Source organism: Methylobacterium sp. Leaf102 (assembly GCF_001422425.1).
Taxonomy (GTDB): domain Bacteria; phylum Pseudomonadota; class Alphaproteobacteria; order Rhizobiales; family Beijerinckiaceae; genus Methylobacterium.
Genome location: NZ_LMMX01000034.1, coordinates 317,561 through 340,047, shown reverse-complemented (window position 1 = coordinate 340,047; position 22,487 = coordinate 317,561). Strand labels below are relative to the sequence as shown.

Genomic DNA, 22,487 nt, shown 5'->3' with positions numbered 1-22,487 from the left:
GCCTCCGACCGCTTCTCCGCCGGCTCCAAGGCCGCCACCATTCCCGAGCAGGTGGTCGCGCGCGACGGCGCCATCTCGGTGCCGTATGCCGGGCGCATCCCCGTCGCCGGRCGCCGGCCCCAGGACGTGCAGGCCCTCATCGAGACCGAGCTCGCCGGCAAGGCGATCCAGCCCCAGGTTCTCGTCTCGGTGACGAAGGCGGTCTCGCAATCCGTCACCGTCTCGGGCGAGGCCGTCACCGGCGCCCGCGTGCCCCTGTCGGGCAAGGGCGACCGTCTCCTCGACGTGGTCGCCACCGCGGGCGGCGTGAAGGTGCCCGTCAACGAGACCTTCGTGCGGCTCTCGCGCGGCAACCTCACCGCCACGGTGCCGCTCACCACCGTGGTCTCCAACCCGCGCGAGAACATCTTCCTGCGCCCCAGCGACGTCCTGACCCTGGTGCGCGATCCCCAGACCTTCCTGGCGGTGGGCGCGCTCGGCAACTCCACCGAGATCCCGTTCCAGGCCGAAGGCATCACCCTCGCCCAGGCGCTGGCCAAGGCGCGCGGCCTGTCCGACTTCCAGGCCGACCCCGCCGGCACCTTCATCTTCCGGTTCGAGCCGGCCGCCGTGGTGCGCCGGCTCAAGCCCGGCAGCCCGCTGCTCGGCACGCCGCTGGTGCCCGTGGTCTACCGGATCAACATGCGCGACCCCAACAGCCTGTTCCTCACCCAGGCCTTCCGCATGCGCAACCGCGACCTCGTCTACGTGTCGAACGCCCCCTTCACCGAGGTTCAGAAGGTGCGCGACCCCAACAGCCTGTTCCTCACCCAGGCCTTCCGCATGCGCAACCGCGACCTCGTCTACGTGTCGAACGCCCCCTTCACCGAGGTTCAGAAGGTCCTGTCGGTGTTCTCAACCGTCACCGCACCCGTCGCCGCCGGTGCCTCCCTCTACGCCACCGCCCGCTGAACGGCGGACCGTCGGGTACAAAAAAAACGGACCCTCACGGGTCCGTTTCTCGTTCTGGTGTAACGGTTCGAGCGGCGAGGCCTACGGCTTGCCGCGCTTCGACATCAGCTGCTCGATGAGCGAGCCGCCCTTCTCGATCTCGTGCAGTTCCTCGGCCACGGCGTCCACGGTCTCGCGGATCTGCTCCGGGGTATGCTCGGAGGTGATGAAGAAGCGCAGGCGCGAGGCCCGCTCGGGCACGGCCGGGTGGATGATCGGCTGCACGTTGATGCCGCGCTTGAACAGGCGGTCCGACAGGGTCACGGATTTCAGCGAATCGCCGACGATGACGGGAATCACCGCGAGGCCCAGGCTCGTGCCGGTGTCGAGGCCGTGCTTCTTGGCGCAGGCGAGGAACAGGTTGCCGTTCTGGCGCAGGCGCTCCACCCGGTGGGGCTCGGCATGCATGATCGCCAGCGCCGTCTCGGCGGCGGCGGCCAGCGGCGGGGACAGGCCGACGCTGTAGATGAAGCCGCCGGCCGTGCACTTGAGATATTCGATGAGTGCCGCCGGGCCGGCGATGTAGCCGCCGCAGGTGGAGAGCGTCTTCGACAGGGTTCCCATCCAGATGTCGACCCCATGCGGATCGACGTCGCAATGCTCGGCGAGGCCGATGCCGGTGCGGCCGAGGACCCCGAGGCCATGGGCGTCGTCGACCATCAGCCACGCATCGTAGCGCTGCTTCAGGGCGATGAGGGCGGCGAGATCCGGCGCGTCGCCGTCCATGCTGTAGAGACCCTCGACGACGATGAGCGCCCGGCGGTGCTCGTGCCGGGTGGCGCCCAGCAGGGTCTCGAGGGCGTCGAGGTCGTTGTGCGCGAACGAGCGGCGCTGCGCGCCCGAAAGCTGCGCCCCGGTGACGATGCTGTTGTGGCTCAGGGAATCGTGGAAGATCACGTCGCCCGGCTCCATCAGGGCGCCGAGGGTGGTGACGTTGGTGGCGTGCCCGCTCACCATCACCACACAGGCTTCCGTGTCGTAATGGTCGGCCAGCGCCTTCTCCAGGGAGAGGTGCCCCGGGCGCTCGCCCGCGACGATGCGGCTGGCCGAGGCCGACGTGCCGAAATCCTCGATCGCCTTGGCGGCGGCGGCGTTCACGTCCGGGTGCCCGTTGAGGCCGAGGTAGTCGTAGGACGAGAAGTTGATGAACGACTTGCCGGCGATGCGGGTGCTGGCACCGGCCCGGGTCTCGTGGACCCGGAAGAACGGATTGCCGAGCCCGATGAGGTCGGCGGCCGAGCGCTGCAGGCGCAGTTCCCGGTAACCCGGCAGGGTCTCGAAGTTCTGCACCGAGGGATCCCCCGCCGGGCGCGCGGGCGCCCGCACGGGAGCGGGCCGGTTGGCGTTGCGGCCGAGGCGGTTCGTCACGAAGCCCGCGAGCGCCGCGCGCCCACCGTCCGGTCTGGCGGGTTTGGTCACGGCAGGATTTCCTTGATGACGAGGCTGTTCTCTTCGACCAGCGCGTGGAAGGGTTCGAGGGTGCGGACGTCCACGCCCTCGCTGGCATGGCGCTGGGCGAGACTCATCACGGCGGCCGCCGCCTCGTCCACGGGGGCCGAGATCGACTGGATCAGGGTCTCGGTCAGCTCGTTGACCGTGAGCCCGGACGAGATGCCGGAGGGCGGCGCGTCGAGGGCGAAGCGCTCCTGCAGGCTGGCGCCGAGTTCGACGCCCATGAGCGAATCGAGGCCGATCTCCGAGAGGTGACGCACGCGGCTGATGTCGTCCTTCGGCAGGCGCAGGATGCGGGCGATGTCCTCGACGATGGCGTCGGCCACGGTCTTGCGCACCGTGTCGATGTCCTGGGTCTTGAGCAGCGTCCCGATGTTGATGGCCGCCACGGTGCCGGCTTCCATCTGCTGGTCCGAGCCGAGTTCGGCGTAGCTCGGGCTCTTCATGGTGGCGAGGCGCTCGCGCGCCTTGCCCCAATGCATGGAGGCGATGGCCACCACGGCGTCGTCGCTGCTGCGGCCCTGGCCCTGCAGCGCATCGGCCATGAGGTCGAGACAGTGGCGAGCATCCATCGGCGTGACGCCGACGCGGCCCGCCAGGGTCTCCATCACCGCGCGGTTGCGGGCGAGCACGCCGACATCGCCGATGGCGCCCCAGGCGACGGCGAGCGCCGGCAGCCCGGCCTTCCGCCGGCGGCGGGCGAGGCCTTCCATGAAGCCGTTGGCGGCCACATAGGAGCCTTGGCCCGGATTGCCGATGAAGGTCGTGGCCGAAGAGAACAGCACGAAGTAGTCGAGCTTTCGCGCGCGCGTGGCCGCGTCGAGGTGCTCGGCCCCGATCACCTTCGGGCGGATGACCGCGTCGAGGGCCGCCGCGTCGATGTTGGCGATGAGCCCGTCCTGCAGCACCATGGCGCCGTGGATCACGCCGGCGAGTTTCCTGCCCCCGCGCTCCACGTCCGCCAGCAGGGCATCCACCGCCTTGCGGCTGGTGATGTCGCAGGCCTTGGCCTGGACCTCGACGCCGCGGGCGGTCAATTCGGCCACGAGGGCCTTGGCGTCCTCGCTCTCGGCGCCCTTGCGGCCGACCAGCACGATGCGCCTGGCGCCGCGGTCGGCGAGCCAGCGCGCGGCCTCCAGGCCGAAGCCGCCAAGGCCGCCGGTGACGAGGTGGACGCCGTCCGGCGCGATGGTGAAATCGGAGGTGGGGGCCATCATCACGCTGCCGGCCTTCGGCGGCGCGATGACGATCTTACCGACGTGCCCCGATTGCTGCATCAGCCGGAACGCGTCGGAGACCTCGTCGGAGGTGAAAGGCTGATACGGCAGCGGCTTGAGGCCGCCTTCGTTGAACAGGGCCATGACCTCGCGGAACAGCCGCGCGCCGTCCTCGCCCTGGTGCTGCAGCACCTGATCGAGGTCGACGCCGAAGTAGGACAGGTTCCGGCGGAACGGACGCAGGCCGATATGGGTGTTGGCGACGTAGTCGCGCTTGCCCAATTCGATGAAGCGGCCGAACGGCTTGAGGCAGTTGAGGCTGCGCTCCATGGCCTCGCCGAACAGGCTGTTGAGGACCACGCCGACGCCGTCGCCGGTGATGCGGCGGACATCGTCCACGAAGGCGAGCGAGCGCGAATCGAGGACATGCTCGGCGCCCAGGGCCTTCACCAGGGCGCGCTTCTCGCGCGATCCGGCGGTGGCGATGACGCGGGCGCCCTTGAGCTTGGCGATCTGCAGGGCCGCGAGGCCGACGCCACCGGCGCCACCATGGACGAGGACCCACTCGCCGCGCCGCAGGCGGGCGCAGCTCACGAGGCCGTAATAGGCCGTCAGGAAGGCGACCGGCACCGTGGCGGCGGCCTGCGCGTCGAGTCCGGGAGGGCTCGGCGCCACCACGAGCTCGGGCACGACGATGTGGGTCGAGAAGCCCGACTGCGCGAATGCGACGACGCGGTCGCCGACCTTGAAGGCGCTGACGCCGCTGCCGACGGACAGGACCCGGCCGGCGACTTCGAGGCCGAGGCGCGGACCCGCGAACCCATCCTCGAGGATCTCCTCGGGCAGCATCGACAGCGCCCAGAGCACATCGCGGAAGTTGAGGCCGGTGGCCTCGACGGCGATCTCGACCTCGCCGCGTCCGGGGGCCCGGCGCTCGGCCGGGCCCCAGGCCATCTCGTTGAGGCCGCCGGTGTTGCTGCGCTCCAGGCGGGCGGCGGGAGCCGGCACCGCGTCGGCGGCGGGCCGGCGCGCGATCTGGCCCGGCGCGAACCGGATCACCCGGGTCTGGTCGGCGTCGAGGATGATCTCGGTCTCGGTCGTTCCCGACAGGATGAGGTCGCGCAGGCGTTCGGCCGCGAGCTTGGTCGAGAGGGCGTCGGTGACGTCGATGCGGCGCACGTCGAGGTTGGCGACCTCGTTGGCGAGGGTCCGAGTAAAGGCCCAGACGCCGGCCTCGACGGAGCCGTCGACATCGCCGTCGTCGCGTGTGGCACTGGGACAGACCACCCACAACCGGGTCTGGCGGCTGCCGAGATGCTCGACGCAACGCTTCAGACTGAGGCAGCGGTCGCGCAGGCGGTCGGAGGCCGCTCCCTCGGTGTTGAAGGCACCGGCGAGGAACACCACCGTGTCGGGCGTTTCGCGCTCGAGTTCGAGGAGCGACTGCTCGGAATCGAGGATGATGGAGACGTGGACGCCGCCGGCCACCAGCAGGGTCGCCAGCGACGAGGCGGTTTCAGCCGCGTAGCCGTCGTGCGAGCCGATAACGAACGCGAAAGTCTGGCCGGCGGCCGGCCGGGCGCGCACGGGTGCCTCGGCGATGAACAGAAGGTCGTCGCCGTTGTCGGAGACCGCACGATCGACGGCGATCCGGACGAGGCCGGTGTCGCTGAGCGACCGCTGCCAGCCGGTGATGTCGTCGAGGCGCCCCATGGGCATGTCGCCGGCGACGTCGAACCAGTCCGGCGTCAGGCCGAACACGAGGTCGCGGAACAGGGACGCACCGGGCTCGACGGCGATGAGGAAGCCGCCGGTTGCCAGCGCATCGGCGACGAGCTGAAGGACGCCACGCTCGGCGCGGTGAAGCACGTCGCTCGCGAGGATCGCGTCGAACCCGCCGGGGGTGAGTTCGGCGGCGTCCTCGATGACCGTGACGCCGCGCGGCAGGGCGAGGCGGGCACGCTCGGCCAGGCGACGGTCTGCCTCGAACACCGAAAGCTGTGCCTCGATCCCGTCCGCGAAGGCCGCGGCCTGGGCCGACAGGGGGCCGAAGCCGACCTGGAGCACCCGCAGGGCACGGTCGCGCGGCAGGGTGGCGGCACCCTGCTCGACGATTCGCGCGATGACATCAGCCGACGCGCGGGCGGTGGCGCTGCGCAGGATGAAGGCGTCGAGGGCGTTCTGCGACAGGGTCGGGGCGTGGACGAGGTCGCCGGCGAGAAGACGGCCGACGACGGCGCCGATATCGGCGGTCAGCACGAGTTCGGCCGAGAGGTCGGGGTGATCGGCGGCGATCCAGCGCATGATCTCGTCGGGCGCCGGCAGGGTCACGTCCTTGCGCAGGGTCCAACGCTCGCCGTCGAGGGTGGCGAGACCGCTGCTCTCCAGGGCGAACAGGGCGTTCAGCAGCCAGGGGCGCATGGCCTCGGGCACGCGCTCGTCGATGGCGACGGTGCCCGAACGCTGCAGGCCTTCCGCGAGGCGGTAGGCCATGGAGGTGGCCCAGCCTTCGAGGAGCAGGTGGCCGGGGGCGAGGGGCGCCTCGGGCGCGGCGAAGGCCGCCTTGGCCTGGGGCCGCACCGCATCGGCGATGCGCTGGCGCCGGTCGAGGGGGATCGCCGTCGGTTCGGTGGCAAGCTCCGGGCGCTGCGCGATGGCGTAGGCCGCGAGTTCGTTGGTGTTCTTGGTGCGCAGGGCCTGGAAGCGGCCCTCGCGCAGGGTGGCGATGACCTCGCCCGTCGCGTCCACCAGGGTGAAGTCGGCCAGGATGCTGCGCTCGTTGGCGCGGCGTGTCCGGATCATTGCCCGGGCGATGACGGCACCCGGCCGGACGAGGCGGATCTCGCCGAAGCGCACCGGCACGTAGGCCTTGGTCGAGCCCTCGCCCATGAGGCCGGCGAACAGCAGGATCAGGCCGTGGAAGCACGAATCGAGGCGCGCCGGCACGAGGCCGAAGCGGTCGTCGGCTTGCGCCGGCACGAGATCGGAGACGATGGTGGTCTCGTCGAGGCGCGCAGACAGGGCGACCTGACGGAAGCTCGGGCCGAAGCCGAGGCCGGAGGCGGCGGCGATGCGGTAGAGGGCCTCGCCGTCGACGGCCTGCTCGCCCGGCTCGGGGATGTCCTGGCGGGCGGGCGGCTGGAACGTGCCGTCGACGATCTTCGCCGCGGCGTGGAGTTGCCAGGCGGCCTGGGTCAGGCGCGGCCGACTCAGGATCTGGATGCCGTTGCCCGAGCCCGCGACCCGGACCATGACCTCGCGCAGGGATTCCTCCCCGAACACCATCGGCGACTGGATCTCGAACTCGGCCAGCACGACGGTGTCGCTGCGCATGACCTCGCGGGCGACGCCGAGCGCCATTTCGATGAAGGCCGCACCGGGCAGGATCGCCTGTCCGTCGATGCGGTGATCGTCGAGTTCGGGCACCGTGGCGATGTCGACGTGGCCGTGCCATTCGAGGCCGTCGACGGTGACGCGCGAGCCGTAGAGCGGGTGGTAGGCGCGCGGCGTGGTGGCGCCGACGCCTTCGGTGGTCTCGGCGAGGCGGAAGGAGCGGCGCTGCCACGGATAGAGCGGCAGGGACACGTCGCCCTTCGGGTTCTGTCCGAACACCGTGGTCTCGTCCACGGCCGCACCCTGCACGAGGGCGGCGGCCACGGTCCGGGCGATGGGGTCGCCGCCGGCCTGCTTGCGGTGGAGGACGCCGATGGTGGCGTTCTCGATGCCGAGCGGCTCGATGGCGTCGCCGATATGCGACAGCAGGGTGGCGCGGGGGCCGACCTCGACGAAGACGCGCGCCCCCTGGCGGGTGGCTTCCTGTACGGCCTGGGCGAAGCGCACGGGCTCGCGGATGTTGCGCCACCAGTAGCCGGCCCCGAACTCGGAGCCCGCCAGCACCGTGCCGGTCACGGTGGAGACCATGGCGGTGGCGCCCGCATGGGGTTTGAGGCCGGCGAGATCGCGCAGGAGCGGCTTCTCGGTCGGATTCATCAACCGGCCGTGGAAGGGATATTCGAGATCGAGCTTGCGCCCGCGGCGGCGCTTGCGCGCGAGCGCCTTCATGGCGGCGTCGATGTCGGCCACCGGGCCCGCGACCGTGATGGCCTTGGGGCTGTTGTAGGCGGCGATGTCGAGGTTCGGGTAATCCTTCAGGAACAGCTCGATCTCGTCGGCGGGCGCGAGCAGCACCGCCATGGTGCCGAGGCCGCGCGTCGATTCCTGATGCTGGCTGCGGAAGAAGATCACCTTCACGGCCTGCTCGAGGGTGAGGATGCCGGCGGCTTCCGCCGCAGCGATCTCGCCGACGCTGTGGCCGAGCACGTATTTCGGGTTGAGGCCGCGCGCCCGCAGTGCCGTGGTCGAGGCGCTGGAGATGGCGAAGATCAGGGGCTGGGAGACGCGGGTGAGCACGAGGCGCGCGTCGAGGTCCTCGGCGAACAAGGCCTCCTTGAGGGACCAGTCCGAGAGCTTGAGGAACAGGGTGTCGATGCGGTCGAAGGCGGCGCGGAAGACCGCGTTCTCCTCGTAGGCCTCGCGGCCCATGCCGGCCCACTGGCTGCCGTTGCCGGAATAGACGAAGGCGACCTCGGCCGAGCGGTCGACGGCGGTGCCGATGAGGGCGGCGTCCGTATCCTCGGACTCGCCGACGGCACGCAGGACCGTCGGCAGGTCGGCGTCGAGGGCGATGGCGAGGCGCGACGACAGGCGCTCGCGGCGATGCGCGGCGGCGGCGGCGATGCGGGCGACCTCGGCCGGCGCGGCGCCGTCGAAGCGCTCGGCGTAGTCGAGGGCGAGCTCGTTGAGGGCCGCGCGGCTCTGGGCCGACAGCAGCAGGACCTCGGGCGCCCGGGTGGTCTCGGCCTTCGCGGCGACCCGCGCGCCGTCGGTGAGGACGATGTGCGCGTTGGTGCCGCCGAAACCGAAGGAGTTGACGCCGGCGAAGCGCTCGGCCGTTCCGCGCGGGATCGCGAGTGGCTTGTTCAGCACCTGCAGGTTCAGGTCGGTGAACGGGATGTCGGGGTTGAGTTCGGCCGCGTGCAGAGAGGCCGGCACGAAGTCGTGCTCGAGGGCGAGACTGGCCTTGAGCAGGCCGGCGAGGCCCGAGACCGGCTCGGTGTGGCCGATGTTGCTCTTGATGGAGCCGATGGGCAGGGGCTCGCGCCGGGGCTTGCCGAGCTTACCGCCGATGGCGCCGGCCTCGATGGGGTCGCCCACGGGGGTGCCGGTGCCGTGCGCCTCGACGAAGACGACCTTGTCGAGGTCGATCTCGGCCTCGCGGTAGACCTGCTCCAGAAGCGCGCCCTGCGCATAGCCCGAGGGAAGCGAGATGCCGGTGGTGCGGCCGTCGGAATTGACGCCGCTCGCCGCGATGACGCCCCGCACGGTGTTGCCGTCGCGGGCCGCGGCTTTGGCCGATTGCAGCACGAGGACCACGCCGCCCTCGGAGCGGACGTAGCCGTCGGCCTGGGCCGAGAACGCGCTGCACAGGCCGCGGCGCGACAGCATCTGGGCGTTGGAGAAGCAGATGAAGTTGAATGGGCTCGCCAGCAGGTTGACGCCGGCCACCACGGCCGTGTCGATCCGGCCGCTGGCGATGGCGGCCACCGCCGCGTCGAGGGCGACGAGGGACGACGAGCAGGCGGTGTCGACGGTGAAGCTCGGGCCCTTGAGGTCGTAGATGTACGAGATGCGGTTCGACAGAATCGAGAGGGTGTTGCCGGTGGCCGCGTAGGCGTCACCCGAGGCGGTGTCGAGGATTCGCAGGTTGCCGTAATCCAGCGACGAGGCGCCCACGAACACGCCGATGGGGGTGCCGGCCACGGCGGAGGGACGCAGGCCCGCATCCTCCAGGGCTTCCCAGGTCAGTTCGAGCAGGAGCCGCTGCTGCGGGTCCATCTGCTCGGCCTCGCGCGGCGAGATGCCGAACACGCCCGGATCGAACGACCAGATCTCGTCGAGGATGCCCGCCGACCAGGTGTAGCTCTTGCCGCGCTCCTGGGCGCGGGGATGGCCGAACCGGCTGAGCGACCAGCGATCCTCGGGGATCTGGCCCACGGCGCAGCGGGCTTCCGTCAGGAGCTGCCACAGACCCTCGACGTTCGAGGCTCCCGGGAGGCGGCAGGCACGACCGATGATCGCGATGTCTGTACGTTGAGTCACGTTCGATTCGCACACGCTCTTGAACGGGGAACGAGACCGGCCTCGAAAAGAGGCCGGGCAATCCGTCCGATCCTTAGTATGGCACCAGGGCGGTGTCCAACACGGGGAAGAAGGGACGGGCGAGGCTTGGCGCGACGAAAGAACATCCTGTCGCGCATCATGATGCGTGGCCCGCCTGCTCCGAACGGAGACCGGTGGCGGGACCGGAAATCGAACGGATCAGGCGTCGCGGATCAGCGGTCGCGACCCTGGCGGCCCCGACAAGAGAGCTTCGCCCCCCCTCATCGCGGTGCCCTGCATGCGGTCCGGAATCGACTGACGAGGATGGGCCATGGGGTTCCCGGCTGCCTTCGTGGATCGGATCGGGGACGCGTGATCCTTATGCCCGTGATCCTCGATCCCGACGGGCGGGACACAGGACTTTCGGGCGGTGCCGCTTTCACGGTTGCGGGCGTGCTTATCATCCCGACTTCGAGCAATTCCAAGGCAATCGTGTCACCGGGAGGACACACACCAGCGGGATCACGGCCTCCGTCGGGGATCCGGGATGGTGCAGCGCGCCAGTTCGCGTCGAATTGTCACCGCAGCGCAACATCGCCCTTGGCGTGTGGCTTTGGCGCCTGACCTCGTGTGACCTGGCGCCGGGCGGCACCGGGGCCCGGACGCATCGGTCCGGTCTCACAGGCGGAAATGCGCCGCCGTGCGGGACAGGTTGGGATTGTAGTACGGGTCGGCCCGAAGCTGCGGCTCCCAGCGCGCCTGCATCACCCGCATCTCGGCCTCGAACCGGGTGCGCTTCTCCGGCGTGTCCTCGGGTCCCCGGCTCTTCGATTCGTGGTGGACGAGGCGGGCGTACGGCGTCCACAGGTTGCGGTAGCCGGCCTCGCGCAGGCGCAGGCACAGGTCGACGTCGTTGAAGGCGACGGCCAAGTGCGCGGCATCGAAGCCGCCGACCCGCGCGAACGCCTCGGCCCGCACGGCGAGGCACGCCCCGGTGACGGCGGAGACCTCCTGGGTCAGGACCATGCGGGCGAAGTAGCCCGGCTCCTCCCCCGGCAGGCCGGGATGGCTGTGCCCGGCGACCCCGCCGATGCCGAGCACGATGCCGCCGTGCTGCAGGGTGCCGTCCGGATAGAGCAGCTTGGCGCCGACCGCGCCGACGCTCGGATCGAGGGCGAGGGAGACCATCTCGGCGAGCCAGCCGGGCTCGACGATCTCGACGTCGTTGTTGAGGAACAGCAGCACCGCGCCGGTCGCGGCCGCGGCCCCCCGGTTCGACAGGTCGGAGAAGTTGAACGGGCCCGGCACGGGCAGGATTCGCAGGCGCGCCTCCTCGGCATAGGACGCGAACAGGGCATCCGTCGCCGGCTCGCGGCTGTCGTTGTCCACGACCACCACCTCGATGTCCGGGTAGTCGGTCGCACCGAACAGGCCGCGCAGGACCGTCCCCAGGAGCTCGGCCCGGTCGCGGGTGGGGATGATGACGGAGACGCGCGGAGCCGGGTGGGGCAGGGGCCGCACGAGCCGGTTGAAACCCAGCGGCCCGCGTTCGGCACGGGCGCCGAAGGGCGCGGCCACCTGCGCGAGCGCGCGCAGACGGGCGGTCTCGGCCTGCGCCAGGGCACGGTCGGAGAAGGTGCCGGAGCCCCCGGCAGCACGCCAGTGATAGAGCACCTTCGGGATGTGACGTACGCGCGCGGGCGCGAGCCCCTGCGTCAGGCGCAGGAGCAGGTCATGGTCCTGGCTGCCCTCGAAGCCCGGACGCAGGCCGCCGAGCGCCCGCACCGCGGCGGTGCGCACCACCGCGAGGTGATTGATGTAGTTCTGCCCGTAGAGCAGCTCACGGTCGAAGCCGGACTTGAAGTGCGGCTCGAACCGGCGCCCACGTCCGTCGATCTTGTCCTCGTCGCTGTAGATCAGCACGAGGTCGGGGTCGGCGCGGATGGCCGCACCCACATGGAACAGGGCGGTCTCGGCGAGCACGTCGTCGTGGTCGAGGAAGGCCACGTAGGCGCCGCGCGCCAGGGCGAGGGCCTCGTTGGTGGCCCGCGCGATATGGCCGTTCACGGCCCGCCGCGTCACGCGGATGCGGGAATCGGCGGCGGCGTGGGCCGCGAGGATCCGGACGATCGCCGGATCGGTGGAGGCATCGTCGGCGACGCAGAGTTCCCAATGGGGCGAGAGCTGTGCCCGGACCGAGCGCAGGGCCGCTTCCAGCACCGCGGGCGCGGGATCGTGGACCGGCATCAGGACGGAGATCAGGGGTGGGTCGACCCAGGCGGCGGCCTCGGCGCGCAGGCGGGCCCGCTCGGGGGCGGTCAGGGTGTCGAAGCGGCGGATCCAGGCGGCGTACCCGGTGCCGCGGCGCTGTCCGAGGGCGGCGGAGAGCAGGCCGCGCCCGCGCACCTTGAGGCCGAGGGCGCGCCAATAGACGGCACGAACGGTGAGGCGGGGCGCCCGCAGCACGGCACGGGCCACGAGGGCGAGGCGCCCGCGCCGGTGGATCGCCACATCCACGAGGGCGAAGGGTCGGCCCGGCGCCAGGGGGGAGAGGACGAGGGCGCGGAGTGCCTCGGGCAGGCGTCCCGTCCAGGCGAACCGGTCGCCGCCCAAGGCCTCCTCCTGCAGGACCGCGCCGTGTCGGCCTTCGCACAGGACGGTCACGAGCAGGCGAGCGATCCCGCCGCTGCCGGCATCGCGGAACCGAATCGTCACCCAGGCGCCGTCGAGGCCCGCCCCGGTGAGGTCGAGGCGCGAGCCGCCGCCCTCGGCCGTGAAGGCACGGATTCCGCCCGGCAGGCGGGCCGACGGAATCGCGCCCGGATGATCGCGCCCCGGGTCCCCGCCCATGCTCAGACGGTCCAGCCCTTGGCGACGGCGTCGCGCACGGCGTCCGCCATGGCGACGTCGAACACGAGCATGTCCTGGGCCGCCCGCAGGCCGCGCAGGCGTGCCGCCAGTGCCAGGACGGTCTCGGGGATCGGCTCCGGCTCGGGCACGACGGCCTCGACCCCGAGGCGATCGAACACCGTGGTGGCGAAGGCCTCGTAGAATTCGCGGTGGCCGACGACGTTGACGCGGGCCAGGATCTCGATGGCGACGATGGAATTGCCCGGGGTCATCCGATCGTTGGGCAGCTTGGTGCCGAACTGGCGAGCCAGGGGATTGTACAGCAGGTGATACGCCCCCTCGGGCATCATCTTGAAGAAGCGCTTGAGGCTCTTCGGGTCGTCGAAGTCGTAATCGCCCGTGAAATCCGCCGCCTCGGCGAGACCGCCGAGGCGCCAGGCCTGGGCCGGATCGGCCGCGACGGCGGCCCGCGCCTTCAGCCACAGCATCCGCGTCGCCATCTCGGTGTAGGGATCGTGGATCAGGGCGGTGGTGATGAAATCGTCGCTGGCGAAGAAGCCCTCGTAGCGCGGGACGATGATGGCGCCGGACACGAAGGACGAGGCCAGCCAGGGGCTCTCGAACAGCACCCGCAGCACTTCGTCGGACAGGCGCCCGACTCCGAGGTAGCTCTGCTGGAACCGGTCGAACAGAGCCGCGGGGATGCGGGTCTCCGGCACGATGCTGGTGTCGACCAGCAGGACCTTGCCCGTCCGGAGCCCATCCTGGCGGATGCGCCGGTAGATCAGGACGTTGGTGTCGGTGTCGTAGATCTCGACGCGCCGCGCCTCGGCCAGCCCTGGCACCTCCTCGGGGGTGAGCCGGAAGACGCAGTGCCCGGTGGAGTGCCAGCCGTTGGCCCGGATGCCGTCATCCGTGATCGTGGCCGGGATCTCGGCGACGCGCCGGCCCTCCACGGCGACGAAGACGCGGCTGATGGCCAGGGGGTTGTCCGGGACCACCCAGAACCTGATCTCGGCACCCAGGTCGTGATCGACGTAGAACCGCATTCCTCACCGTTGCTCGATGGCCTGGAGCCGTGCCCGATCCGCTCGGATCGCGCCTCCGGCTCCTTGTCCCTGCCGTGGCACTCGCCGCTCGCCCGACGCCGCCTCCCTCGGGGAGGCCGCCGCACGGGCCGGCCCCGGCCCTTAGCGTACTTTGAGGATCGGCGCAGGAAAATGGATCATGGTTCGTGATCGGAGCGCGCCTTTGCGCTTGCGCCCCCCAAAACCAGAAGCTATAGCCCCCCTCACCGGCGGCGAACGCAGCCGGTGAGGGCGCTTAGCTCAGCGGTAGAGCACTACCTTGACATGGTAGGGGTCACAGGTTCGAACCCTGTAGTGCCCACCATCTCACCTCCTGGCGACACGGGGATTTCCCTGGCCAAAGGCGAGTTGGTGACGAGGGATCGCAGGTTCAGCGAACCTGCCTGCGGGGAAGACCGGACCTGGACCGGTTTCTCACCTGAACCCATCCCACGACGACATCGAAGTCTTTGGATTTGCGGCCGTATCGAGCCGGCCTGCGGCCGCGACTGCGTCGGCCATTGCCACGCCCGCCGTCTGGCAGAAGCACGAAACGCGCTGCTTCCTATGCACCTTCGCACACCGACCGCGCCGAAGCGTCGGGGGAGCGCGACTGCGCATTTTTGACCAGATCTCCCGCTAGGCGCGACGCACGCCACACCGCCCGAGACCCACCCCATGGTCACCTTCAAAGCAAAGACGCATGTCGCGCGAAGCGATTGGGAGGTCTACGCACACGTCATTCATGCACTGATGCTCCGCGACATGCGGACCCGGTTCGGCGCCTCGTATTGGGGCTACGTCGTCGTCATCCTGTGGCCCGTCGCGCACATCTTCCTGATCGTCGGCCTCATGGCCTTTCGCGGCATGCCGTCGCCTCTGGGCGACAGCGTGATCCTGTTCATCGCAACCGGTGCCGTTCCGGCCCTGGTGTTTCAATACACGTCCCGCGAGGCGATGAAGGCGATCGTCTCCAGCAAACCCCTGACCTATTATCCGCAGGTAAAGCTCTTCGATCTGATCGTCGCGCGATTCATCGTCGAGGCGGTCAAAGGATTCACCGGCCTCATCCTGATTTTCTTCATCCTGATTTGCTTCGGTGTGGATCCGATTCCGGACGAACCGATCATGGCGGTCGGCGGATACTGTGCCGCCCTGCTCCTCGGTCTCGGCATCGGGGCGATCAATGTCGGAATCCTGTCGTTCTTTCCCGGATGGCAGATCGGATACATCCTCGTCACGATCACGTTCTACCTGACGTCCGGTGTTTATTTCCTGCCGCAATTCATGCCGCCACAGATCTACGAGATCATGAAATGGAACCCGATGGTGCAGATCATCGAGTGGGTCCGCCTCGGGTACTATACGCAACTTGGCGTGAACGTTGATTACCTCTACGTTCTGGGGATGGGATTCGGAACGTTGACCCTCGGACTCATCATGGAGCGAACGCTGGTTCGCCGCTTGGCGTAAGGCAACGGCCCTCCTCCCTTCCCGCGTGCGGGCAACGCAGCCCCCGGCGCCTTTCTGGCCCGGGGCCTTCTCGCAGGAGCGCCCCTTCACTCTTCCGCCGCTCCGGCTCGGCCCGACCGGGCGTCACTGTGGAGCGAGGGCGGGGCCGCTCCGCGACGCCGCAAGCAAGGGCCGGCCCTGATCCCGCGGCCATCCGACGACCACCGGCGTCGGGCCACAGGGAGGGAAGCCAGCGCAAGGCCCGGCCAACCCCGCGCCCACCGCCTGCTGCAGCCGAATCTCCGACGATGGGGGAGATCCCTTGCCCTGCGAAGCTCGATACGTCGAAGCCGTGTCCCGTCGCTTGGCCGGTGCCGTCCAACCCGAAGCCAGCTCCCACACGGGTTTATACTAACATAGATTAGCTCATCATTCGAATACGAAGGTTGCCTTTGCGCTATACAGTATCCGTTGACACGAAATCCAGCACATCAATGTAGTTATCGGCAATCGAGGTCGATTTACGCAGCGATTCTCGCGCAAGGACCCGTGTTCTACAACTAAATCTGAAGCTGTTTGTCGAGGATTTTGATAAGCAAATATTCCTTCACCGCAAAAAGAGAAAAATACCGCCACCAAGCCATAGGATCGATCCATTGAATTCAATTAAATTCTGACATCGAAAATTTCATTGTCGGATGCGCCACGGAACCAAGTAACCGATGGGAATTCGTAAAAAATTCCTTGCCAAATCATCCGCACGACGCTTACAAATCATTGCCAACCGCCAAGTCTCCATCCCTTTGGGCTGAAAGACATTCGCCAGCCCTCTCGGTCCAGGGGTGACAATGCTCGCGTCGCACGAACTGGGAATGCTTTCCAACGAGCCGAATGCTGGTCCTTCGCCGGACAGCAGATCGGACCAGGGCGTCGAGAGGCAGATCGAACAGCGCGGCTCCGTATCGCAGCCCCGCCCCTCGGCCGGGCGGGCCTACCGGGCCATCTTGCTCGCGGCGGACGGACGGATCGCGACGCTCTCCCGGCTCGACGCCCAGGACGATGCGGAAGCCCTCGTCCGGGCGGCCGGGATGGTCGATGGACATGCCGTCGAGTTGTGGGACGGCAGCCGCTTCATCGCGCATTTCCCGTCGGTGGATTAGCAGGCGGGCCGGCATACGAAGGCCGGCGCGTCGAAGGGCGGCTGCGCGAGTGGAAAGCCCCTTCGATCGCCCCAACGCTTGGCCCTGCGCGACGTCGGCCGGGCGCCAAGCTCCGGAACTCGCTCCGGCCGCATCCGCACGGGGCTCGATCCGCCGGATCGGGCACGATGCGCGGCGCGCTCCGCTCGACCATGCCCGGCCCCAGCAACGCAGAAGGGGCTGGCCTGAGCCAACCCCTTGCAAACGTTAGGCAATTCTATGGTACCACCGCCCCGGCTCGAACGGGGGACCCCCAGATCCACAATCTGGTGCTCTAACCAACTGAGCTACGGCGGCACTGAGGGGGCTGTATCGCGAGCCGAAGCGCTTTTCAAGCGCCGGCTGCGCATCGGGGCGAGGAGAATGTGTGGAGAGGGCCGCCGAGGCACCGCGCGGGAAACCGATCGACGCCCGGGCGTGGCCCTCTTAAACCGGAGCCATTCCCCTCGATCGACCCGTTCGGCCCCCCGCGATGATGACGCCACGCCCCATCCTCACCCGTGTGCCGGCCCGGGCTCGCCTGTTGGCCCGGGCTCGCCTGCTGGCGAAAGTCCCCGCACGCGCGCGTGCGGCGGTGCGGGGCAGCGAGATCGGTCTCGTCGCCCTGGCGGGCCTCGCCGGCTGCGTCGCGGGCGCGGCGGTGGCCGCCATGCAGGGGGCGACGCAGGTCCTGCGCGCGTGGCTCTACGGCCTGCCGCCCGGAATGCGTCTGAGCGCGAGCCACGACGTGCCGGCCCTGACCCTGCTCCTCGTCCCGGCGGCGGGCGGCCTCGTGCTCGGCCTCCTCGCCCATACCATTGCCCGGGCCATCGCCCGGCGGCACCGACGGCGCCCGCACGCAGTCGTCGATCCCATCGAGGCCAATGCGCTCCACGGCGGGCGGATGTCGGTACGCGGCTCGGGGCTCGTCGCCCTGCAGAACATGATCTCGAACGGGTCGGGGGCCTCCGTCGGCCTCGAAGCCGGCTATACCCAGATCTGCGCCAGCCTCGCGGCACGCTTCGGAGCGTCGTTCGAGCTGCGCCGGAGCGACCAGCGCACCCTCGTCGGCTGCGGGGCGGCCGCCGCCATCGCGGCAGCCTTCGGGGCGCCGCTCACGGGGGCGTTCTACGCCTTCGAACTCATCATCGGCACCTACGCCATCGCCACCCTGACGCCCGTGGTGGTGGCGGCCCTGTGCGGCAGCGTCGTCGCCCGCGCCCTGGTGGACCAACCGGCGCTGGTCACCGTCGACGGCCTCGACGCCCTCACCAGCACGGTGATCACCGGCGCCGACACCGTGCCGGTCCTGGGCCTCGGCCTCGTCTGCGCCGGCCTCGGCATCGTGATCATGCGCGGCGTCGCCCTGGTGGAGGCCGGCATCCGTGCGAGCCGGATCCCCGCCCCGCTGGCCCCCGCCCTCGGTGGGCTCTGCGTCGGCGCCCTGGCGGTCGCGGTCTCGCCGCAGGTTCTCTCGGGCGGGCACGGGGCCCTGCACCTGCATCTCGGCGCGCACGGGGCGGGCATGGGTCTCGGGGGCCTCGCGCTCCTGTTCGCCGCCAAGGCGACGGCGTCGGCCCTCTCCATCGGCGCGGGGTTTCGCGGCGGCCTGTTTTTCGCCTCGCTGTTCCTCGGGGCGCTCGTCGGGGAGATCTTTTCGGGGGCGATGCCCGGCTTGGCCGCCTTCGCGCCGACGCCGCTCGCCTACGCGGTGATCGGCATGAGCGCGCTCGCCGTCGCGGTCATCGGCGGCCCGCTCACCATGACGTTCCTGGCCCTGGAACTGACGGGCAGCTTCCCCATCACCGGCCTCGTCCTCGTGGCGGTGATCGCCTCCTCGCTCGCCGTGCGAAAAACCTTCGGCTACTCCTTCGCCACCTGGCGCTTCCACCTGCGCGGCGAGAGCATCCGCAGCGCCCACGACGTCGGCTGGATCCGCACCCTGACCGTGGACACCCTGATGCGCCGCGAGGTCGCCACCGTGCCGGTCTCCCTACCGCTGACGGTCTTTCTCGCGGACCATCCCCTCGGATCGCCCTCGCGGGTCGTGGCGGTGGACGGCGAAGGTCGCTACGCCGGCATCGTCCGGGTGCCGGAGGCCCACGCCGCCGCCCGGGACGCCGATGGCCCGCCCCCCGGCCTCGCCGACCTCCTGCGCCACGCCGACGACGTCCTGACGCCCGGCATGAACGCCAAGGCCGCGGCCGCCGCCTTCGACCGCACGGAGAGCGAGGCGCTCGCCGTCGTCGACGGGCCGGAGACCCGCCGCGTCGTCGGCCTCCTCACCGAAAGCCACACCCTCAAGCGCTACGCCGAAGAACTCGATCGGCAGCGCCGGGCGATGCTGGGCGAGACGGCGTGAGCGCCACGGCGCCCACGCCCGCCCGAGGTCAGGCGTGGACCACGCGCCCCTTCGCCCCCAAGGCCTCCTCGACGGTGCCGTCGCCGTCGAGATAACCGTGACGTTTGGGGTTCGGCATGATCAGCGAGGCCACGAAGGCGATCCCGAGCATCACGGTGACGTACCAGAAGAACGAACTCTCCGAGCCGATCTGCTTCAGGTAGAGCGCCACCATCTCGGCGGTGCCGCCGAACAGGGAATTGGCGATGGCGTAGGACAGGCCCACGCCCAGCGCCCGCACCTGGGTCGGAAACAGCTCCGCCTTCACGATACCGGAGATGCCCGTGTAGAAGCTGATCACGGTCAAGCCGATCATGATCAGGGCGAAGGACAGGACCGGGTTGGTGGTGCTGCCGATGGTGGTCATCAGGGGCACCACCATGAGGGTGCCGAGTCCGCTGTAGAGCAGCATGTTGGCCTTGCGGCCGATCTTGTCCGAGAGCCAGCCGAAGAACGGCTGGATGATCATGTAGACCAGCAGCGCGGCGGTGGAGATCTGCGAAGCGGTAATCTTGTCGATATGCGCCGTGTTGAACAGGTACTTCGGCATGTAGGTGGTGAAGGTGTAGAAGCTCAGGGAGCCGCCGGCCGTGTAGGCCAGCACCACGCAGAACGCGCGCCAATGCTTGAACAGGGCCGCGAAGGTGCCGGATTCCTTCGAGCTCATGTCCGCCTTGGTGGCGGTCTCGGTCAGCGACGAGCGCAGGTACAGGGCGACCACGGCGGCGAGCGCCCCGATCACGAAGGGAATGCGCCAGCCCCAGGCGGTGAGCTGCTGGGCGGTGAGCACGCTCTGCAGGACGATCAGCACGAGGGAGGCCAGGAGCTGGCCGCCGATGAGGGTGACGTACTGGAACGAGGCGAAGAACCCGCGCCGGCCCTTGATGGCGATCTCGCTCATGTAGGTGGCGCTGGTGCCGTACTCGCCGCCCACCGACAGGCCCTGGATCATCCGGGCCAGGAGCAGCAGGGCCGGGGCGAGGTGGCCGACGCTCGCGTAGGTCGGCAGCACGGCGATCATCAGCGAACCGGCGCACATCATCAGCACCGAAATCATCATCGAGGTCTTGCGGCCGAGGCGGTCGGCGAGGCGCCCGAACAGCCACCCGCCGATGGGCCGCATGAAGAAGCCGACGGCGAAGACGGCCGCCGATTTCAGGAGCTGACTGGTGTCGTCGCCCTCGGGGAAGAACACCGGCGCGAAGTACAGGGCGAAGAAGGCGTAGCAGTAGAAGTCGAACCACTCGACGAGGTTGCCCGACGAGGATGCGACGATGGCCTTGATCCGGCGGCGGTTGTCCGCCGCCTCGTCGAGCCTCGGCGTCATGATTCCGGCACCGTCCGACATGCGCGTCTCCCCCTGTTTTATTTGGGATGTTGTTGAATTGGCTCATTATTTTTTTAGCATGGTCCCGCCCGGGCCTGCTGTGCGGCGACGTTAAGCTCCGCGGAAAAATTCGCAAGAGCACCGGCGGATGCCAAAATGACCGCAGGCAACGCGGCCGTGGAAGATCTGCGCTCAAGCTTTCATTCGGCCTCTCGCGCCCAAACGAAAGTCCCCGCGCAAGTCGATCCGGGGAAAATGCGGAACGGTTTCTGGGACGTCCTCGTTGCGGCTGCGCATCGGCGCCGAACGGCGCTGTCCATCGACGGGGCGGGAAACAAAACCATGAGCAAACTCTTTCGGAGCACGGTCGCGGCCGCGGCCCTGGTCATCGGCGCGACGGCGGCCTTCGGTCAGGGCGGCCCGGGTGGCGGCGCGGCCGGCGGTGGGGCCGGTGGTGGCGGCGCCGGCATCGGTGCGGGCGGCGGAGCCGGGGGTGGCGCAGGGGGCGGACGCGGCGGTGCCGGCGGCCCGGGCGCCGGTGCGGCGGGTGCCGCCGGTGCCGAGCGTGGCGGCCCGGCCGGAGGAGGCGCGGGTGTGGGCGGCGGTGCCGGCGAGCGCGGTGGTGCTGCCGAGCGGGGCGGTGCTGCCGAGCGCGGCAGCCCGGCGGGCGGCCCGAACCGGGGCACGGAAGACGGCCGCGCCGGACGTGGCGAGGGCCGGACCGACCGCGACGGTCAGCCAGATCGCGGCGCTGCGACCGATCGCGGCGAGCGGGGTGACCGCGACGGTCGAGGCGACCGGGACGGCAAGGCCGACCGGGATGGTAGGACGGACCGGGACGGCAAGGCCGATCGCGGGAATCGCGATGGCCGGGGTGATCGCGGCGATCGCGGCGATCGCGGCGACCGGGGCGATCGCGGCGACCGGGGCGATCGCGGAGCACGAGGAGATCGCGGGGATCGGGGCGCGGTCCGGGGCGCCTATGGCCGCCTCGGCGCGCCGCAGCGCACGGAGTTCCGCCAGAGCGTGATCCGGCGCGGCATTCCGCGTCTCGCCGCCGGCGCCTTCGCGCTCACCGTCGGCACGGCCATCGCCCGCAGCTACACCCTCTACGACCTGCCGCCGGACATCGTCCGCATCGCGCCGGAATACGAGGATTACCGCTACGTGCTGGTGGACGACGACATCGTCATCGTCGATCCCGACACCTACGAGATCGTCGACGTGATCCGCGGCTGAGCGGCTTCATCTGGAAGACGGGGAGGGCGCGGCCGCGAGGCGGCGCCTTTTCTCGTTCAAGCGCTTGCTCTCGTCCCAGCGCTTGCTCTCGTCTCAGCGCTTGCTGCGGTCGAGCAGCCCCGAGACGACGCGGGCGGTGTAATCCACCATCGGGACGATCCGGGCGTAGTTGAGCCGCGTCGGCCCGATCACCCCCACGACGCCGACGATCTTCTGGGCCCCATCGCGAAAGGGTGCGGCGATCATCGAGGAGCCCGACAGGGAGAACAGCTTGTTCTCCGAGCCGATGAAGATGCGGACCCCCTCGCCGCCTTCGGCCCGGGACAGGAGTTCGATGACGTCCTTCTGGGTCTCGAGGTCGTTGAACAGCAGGCGGATGCGCTCGAGATCCTCGACGGCCCGCAGGTCGTCCAGGAGATTGGCCTGACCGCGCACGATGAGCTGGCGCGCGTCGGACGGGCCGACGGAGACGGCGAGGCCGGCATCGACGAGGCGCTCGGTGATGACGTCGAGTTCGCGCTTCATCGCCTGGCGGCCGGATTCGATCTCGGCCCGCAGGGTCCCGAGTGTGCGCCCCTGGAGGCGGGCGTTGAGGTAGTTCGAGGCCTCCTGCAGGGCGCTCGCGGGCAGGCCGGGCGGCAGGTCGAGGAGGCGGTTCTCCACCGAGCCGTCGTCGGAGACGAGGACCACCAGGGCACGGGCCGGGTCGAGGCGCACGAACTCGATGTGCTTCAGGTGCACGTTGGTCTTCGTGGTCAGCACCACGCCGGCACCGCGCGAGATGCCCGACAGCAGGGTCGAGGCCTCGGCCAGCGCGCTCTCGAAGGTGTGGCCGGAGGCCGCCGCCCGCATCTGCGCCTCGATCCGCGCCTGCTCGTCCTGGCCGACATCGCCGAGTTCGAGCATGGCATCGACGAAGAAACGCAGGCCCTGCTCCGTCGGCAGCCGTCCGGCGGAGGCATGGGGCGCGAAGATGAGCCCGGAATGCTCCAGATCCGCCATCACGTTGCGGATGGAGGCCGGCGACAGGGTCATGGGCAGGATGCGCGCGAGGTTGCGCGATCCCATCGGCTCGCCGGTGGTGAGGTAGCTCTCCACGATCTGCCGGAAAATCTCGCGCGCCCGCTCGTTGGGCGCGGCGAGGACATGCATCGG

The 22,487-nt window shown here is 69.7% G+C and carries 10 protein-coding genes, 2 tRNA genes and 1 pseudogene; 6 read left to right on the top strand and 7 right to left on the bottom strand.

Annotation, left to right across the window (positions count from 1 at the left end; genetic code table 11):
- A pseudogene (locus ASF27_RS16080) lies at window positions 1-783 on the top strand (polysaccharide biosynthesis/export family protein); the annotation flags it as partial.
- 249 nt (window positions 784-1,032) lie between these two features.
- On the opposite strand, the gene ASF27_RS16075 reads toward ASF27_RS16080, so the two are convergent.
- From ASF27_RS16075 to ASF27_RS16060, 4 genes are all read right to left on the bottom strand, one after another.
- On the bottom strand, window positions 1,033-2,409 hold the full coding sequence (locus ASF27_RS16075) for an aminotransferase class I/II-fold pyridoxal phosphate-dependent enzyme (protein ID WP_056175632.1): 1,377 nt from the start codon (window positions 2,407-2,409) through the stop codon (window positions 1,033-1,035).
- On the bottom strand, window positions 2,406-9,818 hold the full coding sequence (locus tag ASF27_RS16070; protein ID WP_156467551.1) for a type I polyketide synthase: 7,413 nt from the start codon (window positions 9,816-9,818) through the stop codon (window positions 2,406-2,408). The genes ASF27_RS16075 and ASF27_RS16070 overlap by 4 nt, the downstream gene beginning before the upstream one ends.
- 678 nt (window positions 9,819-10,496) lie before the next feature.
- A complete protein-coding gene (locus ASF27_RS16065; protein ID WP_082479216.1) occupies window positions 10,497-12,668 on the bottom strand; it encodes a glycosyltransferase family 2 protein in 2,172 nt (723 codons plus the stop codon).
- Between the two features lie 2 nt (window positions 12,669-12,670).
- Window positions 12,671-13,717, bottom strand: coding sequence for a hypothetical protein (locus ASF27_RS16060; protein ID WP_056303928.1), 1,047 nt, complete (start codon window positions 13,715-13,717; stop codon window positions 12,671-12,673).
- 268 nt (window positions 13,718-13,985) lie between these two features.
- On the opposite strand from ASF27_RS16060, the gene ASF27_RS16055 reads away from it, so the two are divergent.
- The 3 genes from ASF27_RS16055 (at window position 13,986) to ASF27_RS16045 (ending at window position 16,347) form a co-directional block, all read left to right on the top strand.
- A tRNA-Val gene (locus ASF27_RS16055) sits at window positions 13,986-14,060 on the top strand.
- A gap of 353 nt (window positions 14,061-14,413) precedes the next feature.
- The gene (locus tag ASF27_RS16050; protein ID WP_056361586.1) at window positions 14,414-15,208 is read left to right on the top strand and encodes an ABC transporter permease; all 795 of its coding nucleotides are present in this window, start codon (window positions 14,414-14,416) and stop codon (window positions 15,206-15,208) included.
- Window positions 15,209-16,059: 851 nt separating this feature from the next.
- Window positions 16,060-16,347: a hypothetical protein gene (locus tag ASF27_RS16045; protein ID WP_056361583.1), complete on the top strand. Its 288-nt coding sequence runs from the start codon at window positions 16,060-16,062 to the stop codon at window positions 16,345-16,347.
- A gap of 259 nt (window positions 16,348-16,606) precedes the next feature.
- Here ASF27_RS16045 and ASF27_RS16040 read toward each other — a convergent pair.
- A tRNA-His gene (locus ASF27_RS16040) sits at window positions 16,607-16,683 on the bottom strand.
- A 178-nt stretch (window positions 16,684-16,861) separates the two neighbouring features.
- On the opposite strand from ASF27_RS16040, the gene ASF27_RS16035 reads away from it, so the two are divergent.
- Window positions 16,862-18,727, top strand: coding sequence for a chloride channel protein (locus ASF27_RS16035; protein WP_056361676.1), 1,866 nt, complete (start codon window positions 16,862-16,864; stop codon window positions 18,725-18,727).
- Between the two features lie 28 nt (window positions 18,728-18,755).
- Here the strand turns inward: ASF27_RS16035 and ASF27_RS16030 are convergent, their stop codons facing one another.
- The gene (locus tag ASF27_RS16030; RefSeq protein ID WP_056175617.1) at window positions 18,756-20,114 is read right to left on the bottom strand and encodes an MFS family transporter; all 1,359 of its coding nucleotides are present in this window, start codon (window positions 20,112-20,114) and stop codon (window positions 18,756-18,758) included.
- Between the two features lie 321 nt (window positions 20,115-20,435).
- Between ASF27_RS16030 and ASF27_RS16025 the strand changes: the two genes are divergently transcribed.
- A complete protein-coding gene (locus ASF27_RS16025; protein WP_056361675.1) occupies window positions 20,436-21,332 on the top strand; it encodes a DUF1236 domain-containing protein in 897 nt (298 codons plus the stop codon).
- Between the two features lie 93 nt (window positions 21,333-21,425).
- Here the strand turns inward: ASF27_RS16025 and hrcA are convergent, their stop codons facing one another.
- On the bottom strand, window positions 21,426-22,484 hold the full coding sequence (hrcA, locus tag ASF27_RS16020) for a heat-inducible transcriptional repressor HrcA (RefSeq protein ID WP_200918873.1): 1,059 nt from the start codon (window positions 22,482-22,484) through the stop codon (window positions 21,426-21,428).
- Window positions 22,485-22,487 lie beyond the last annotated feature (3 nt).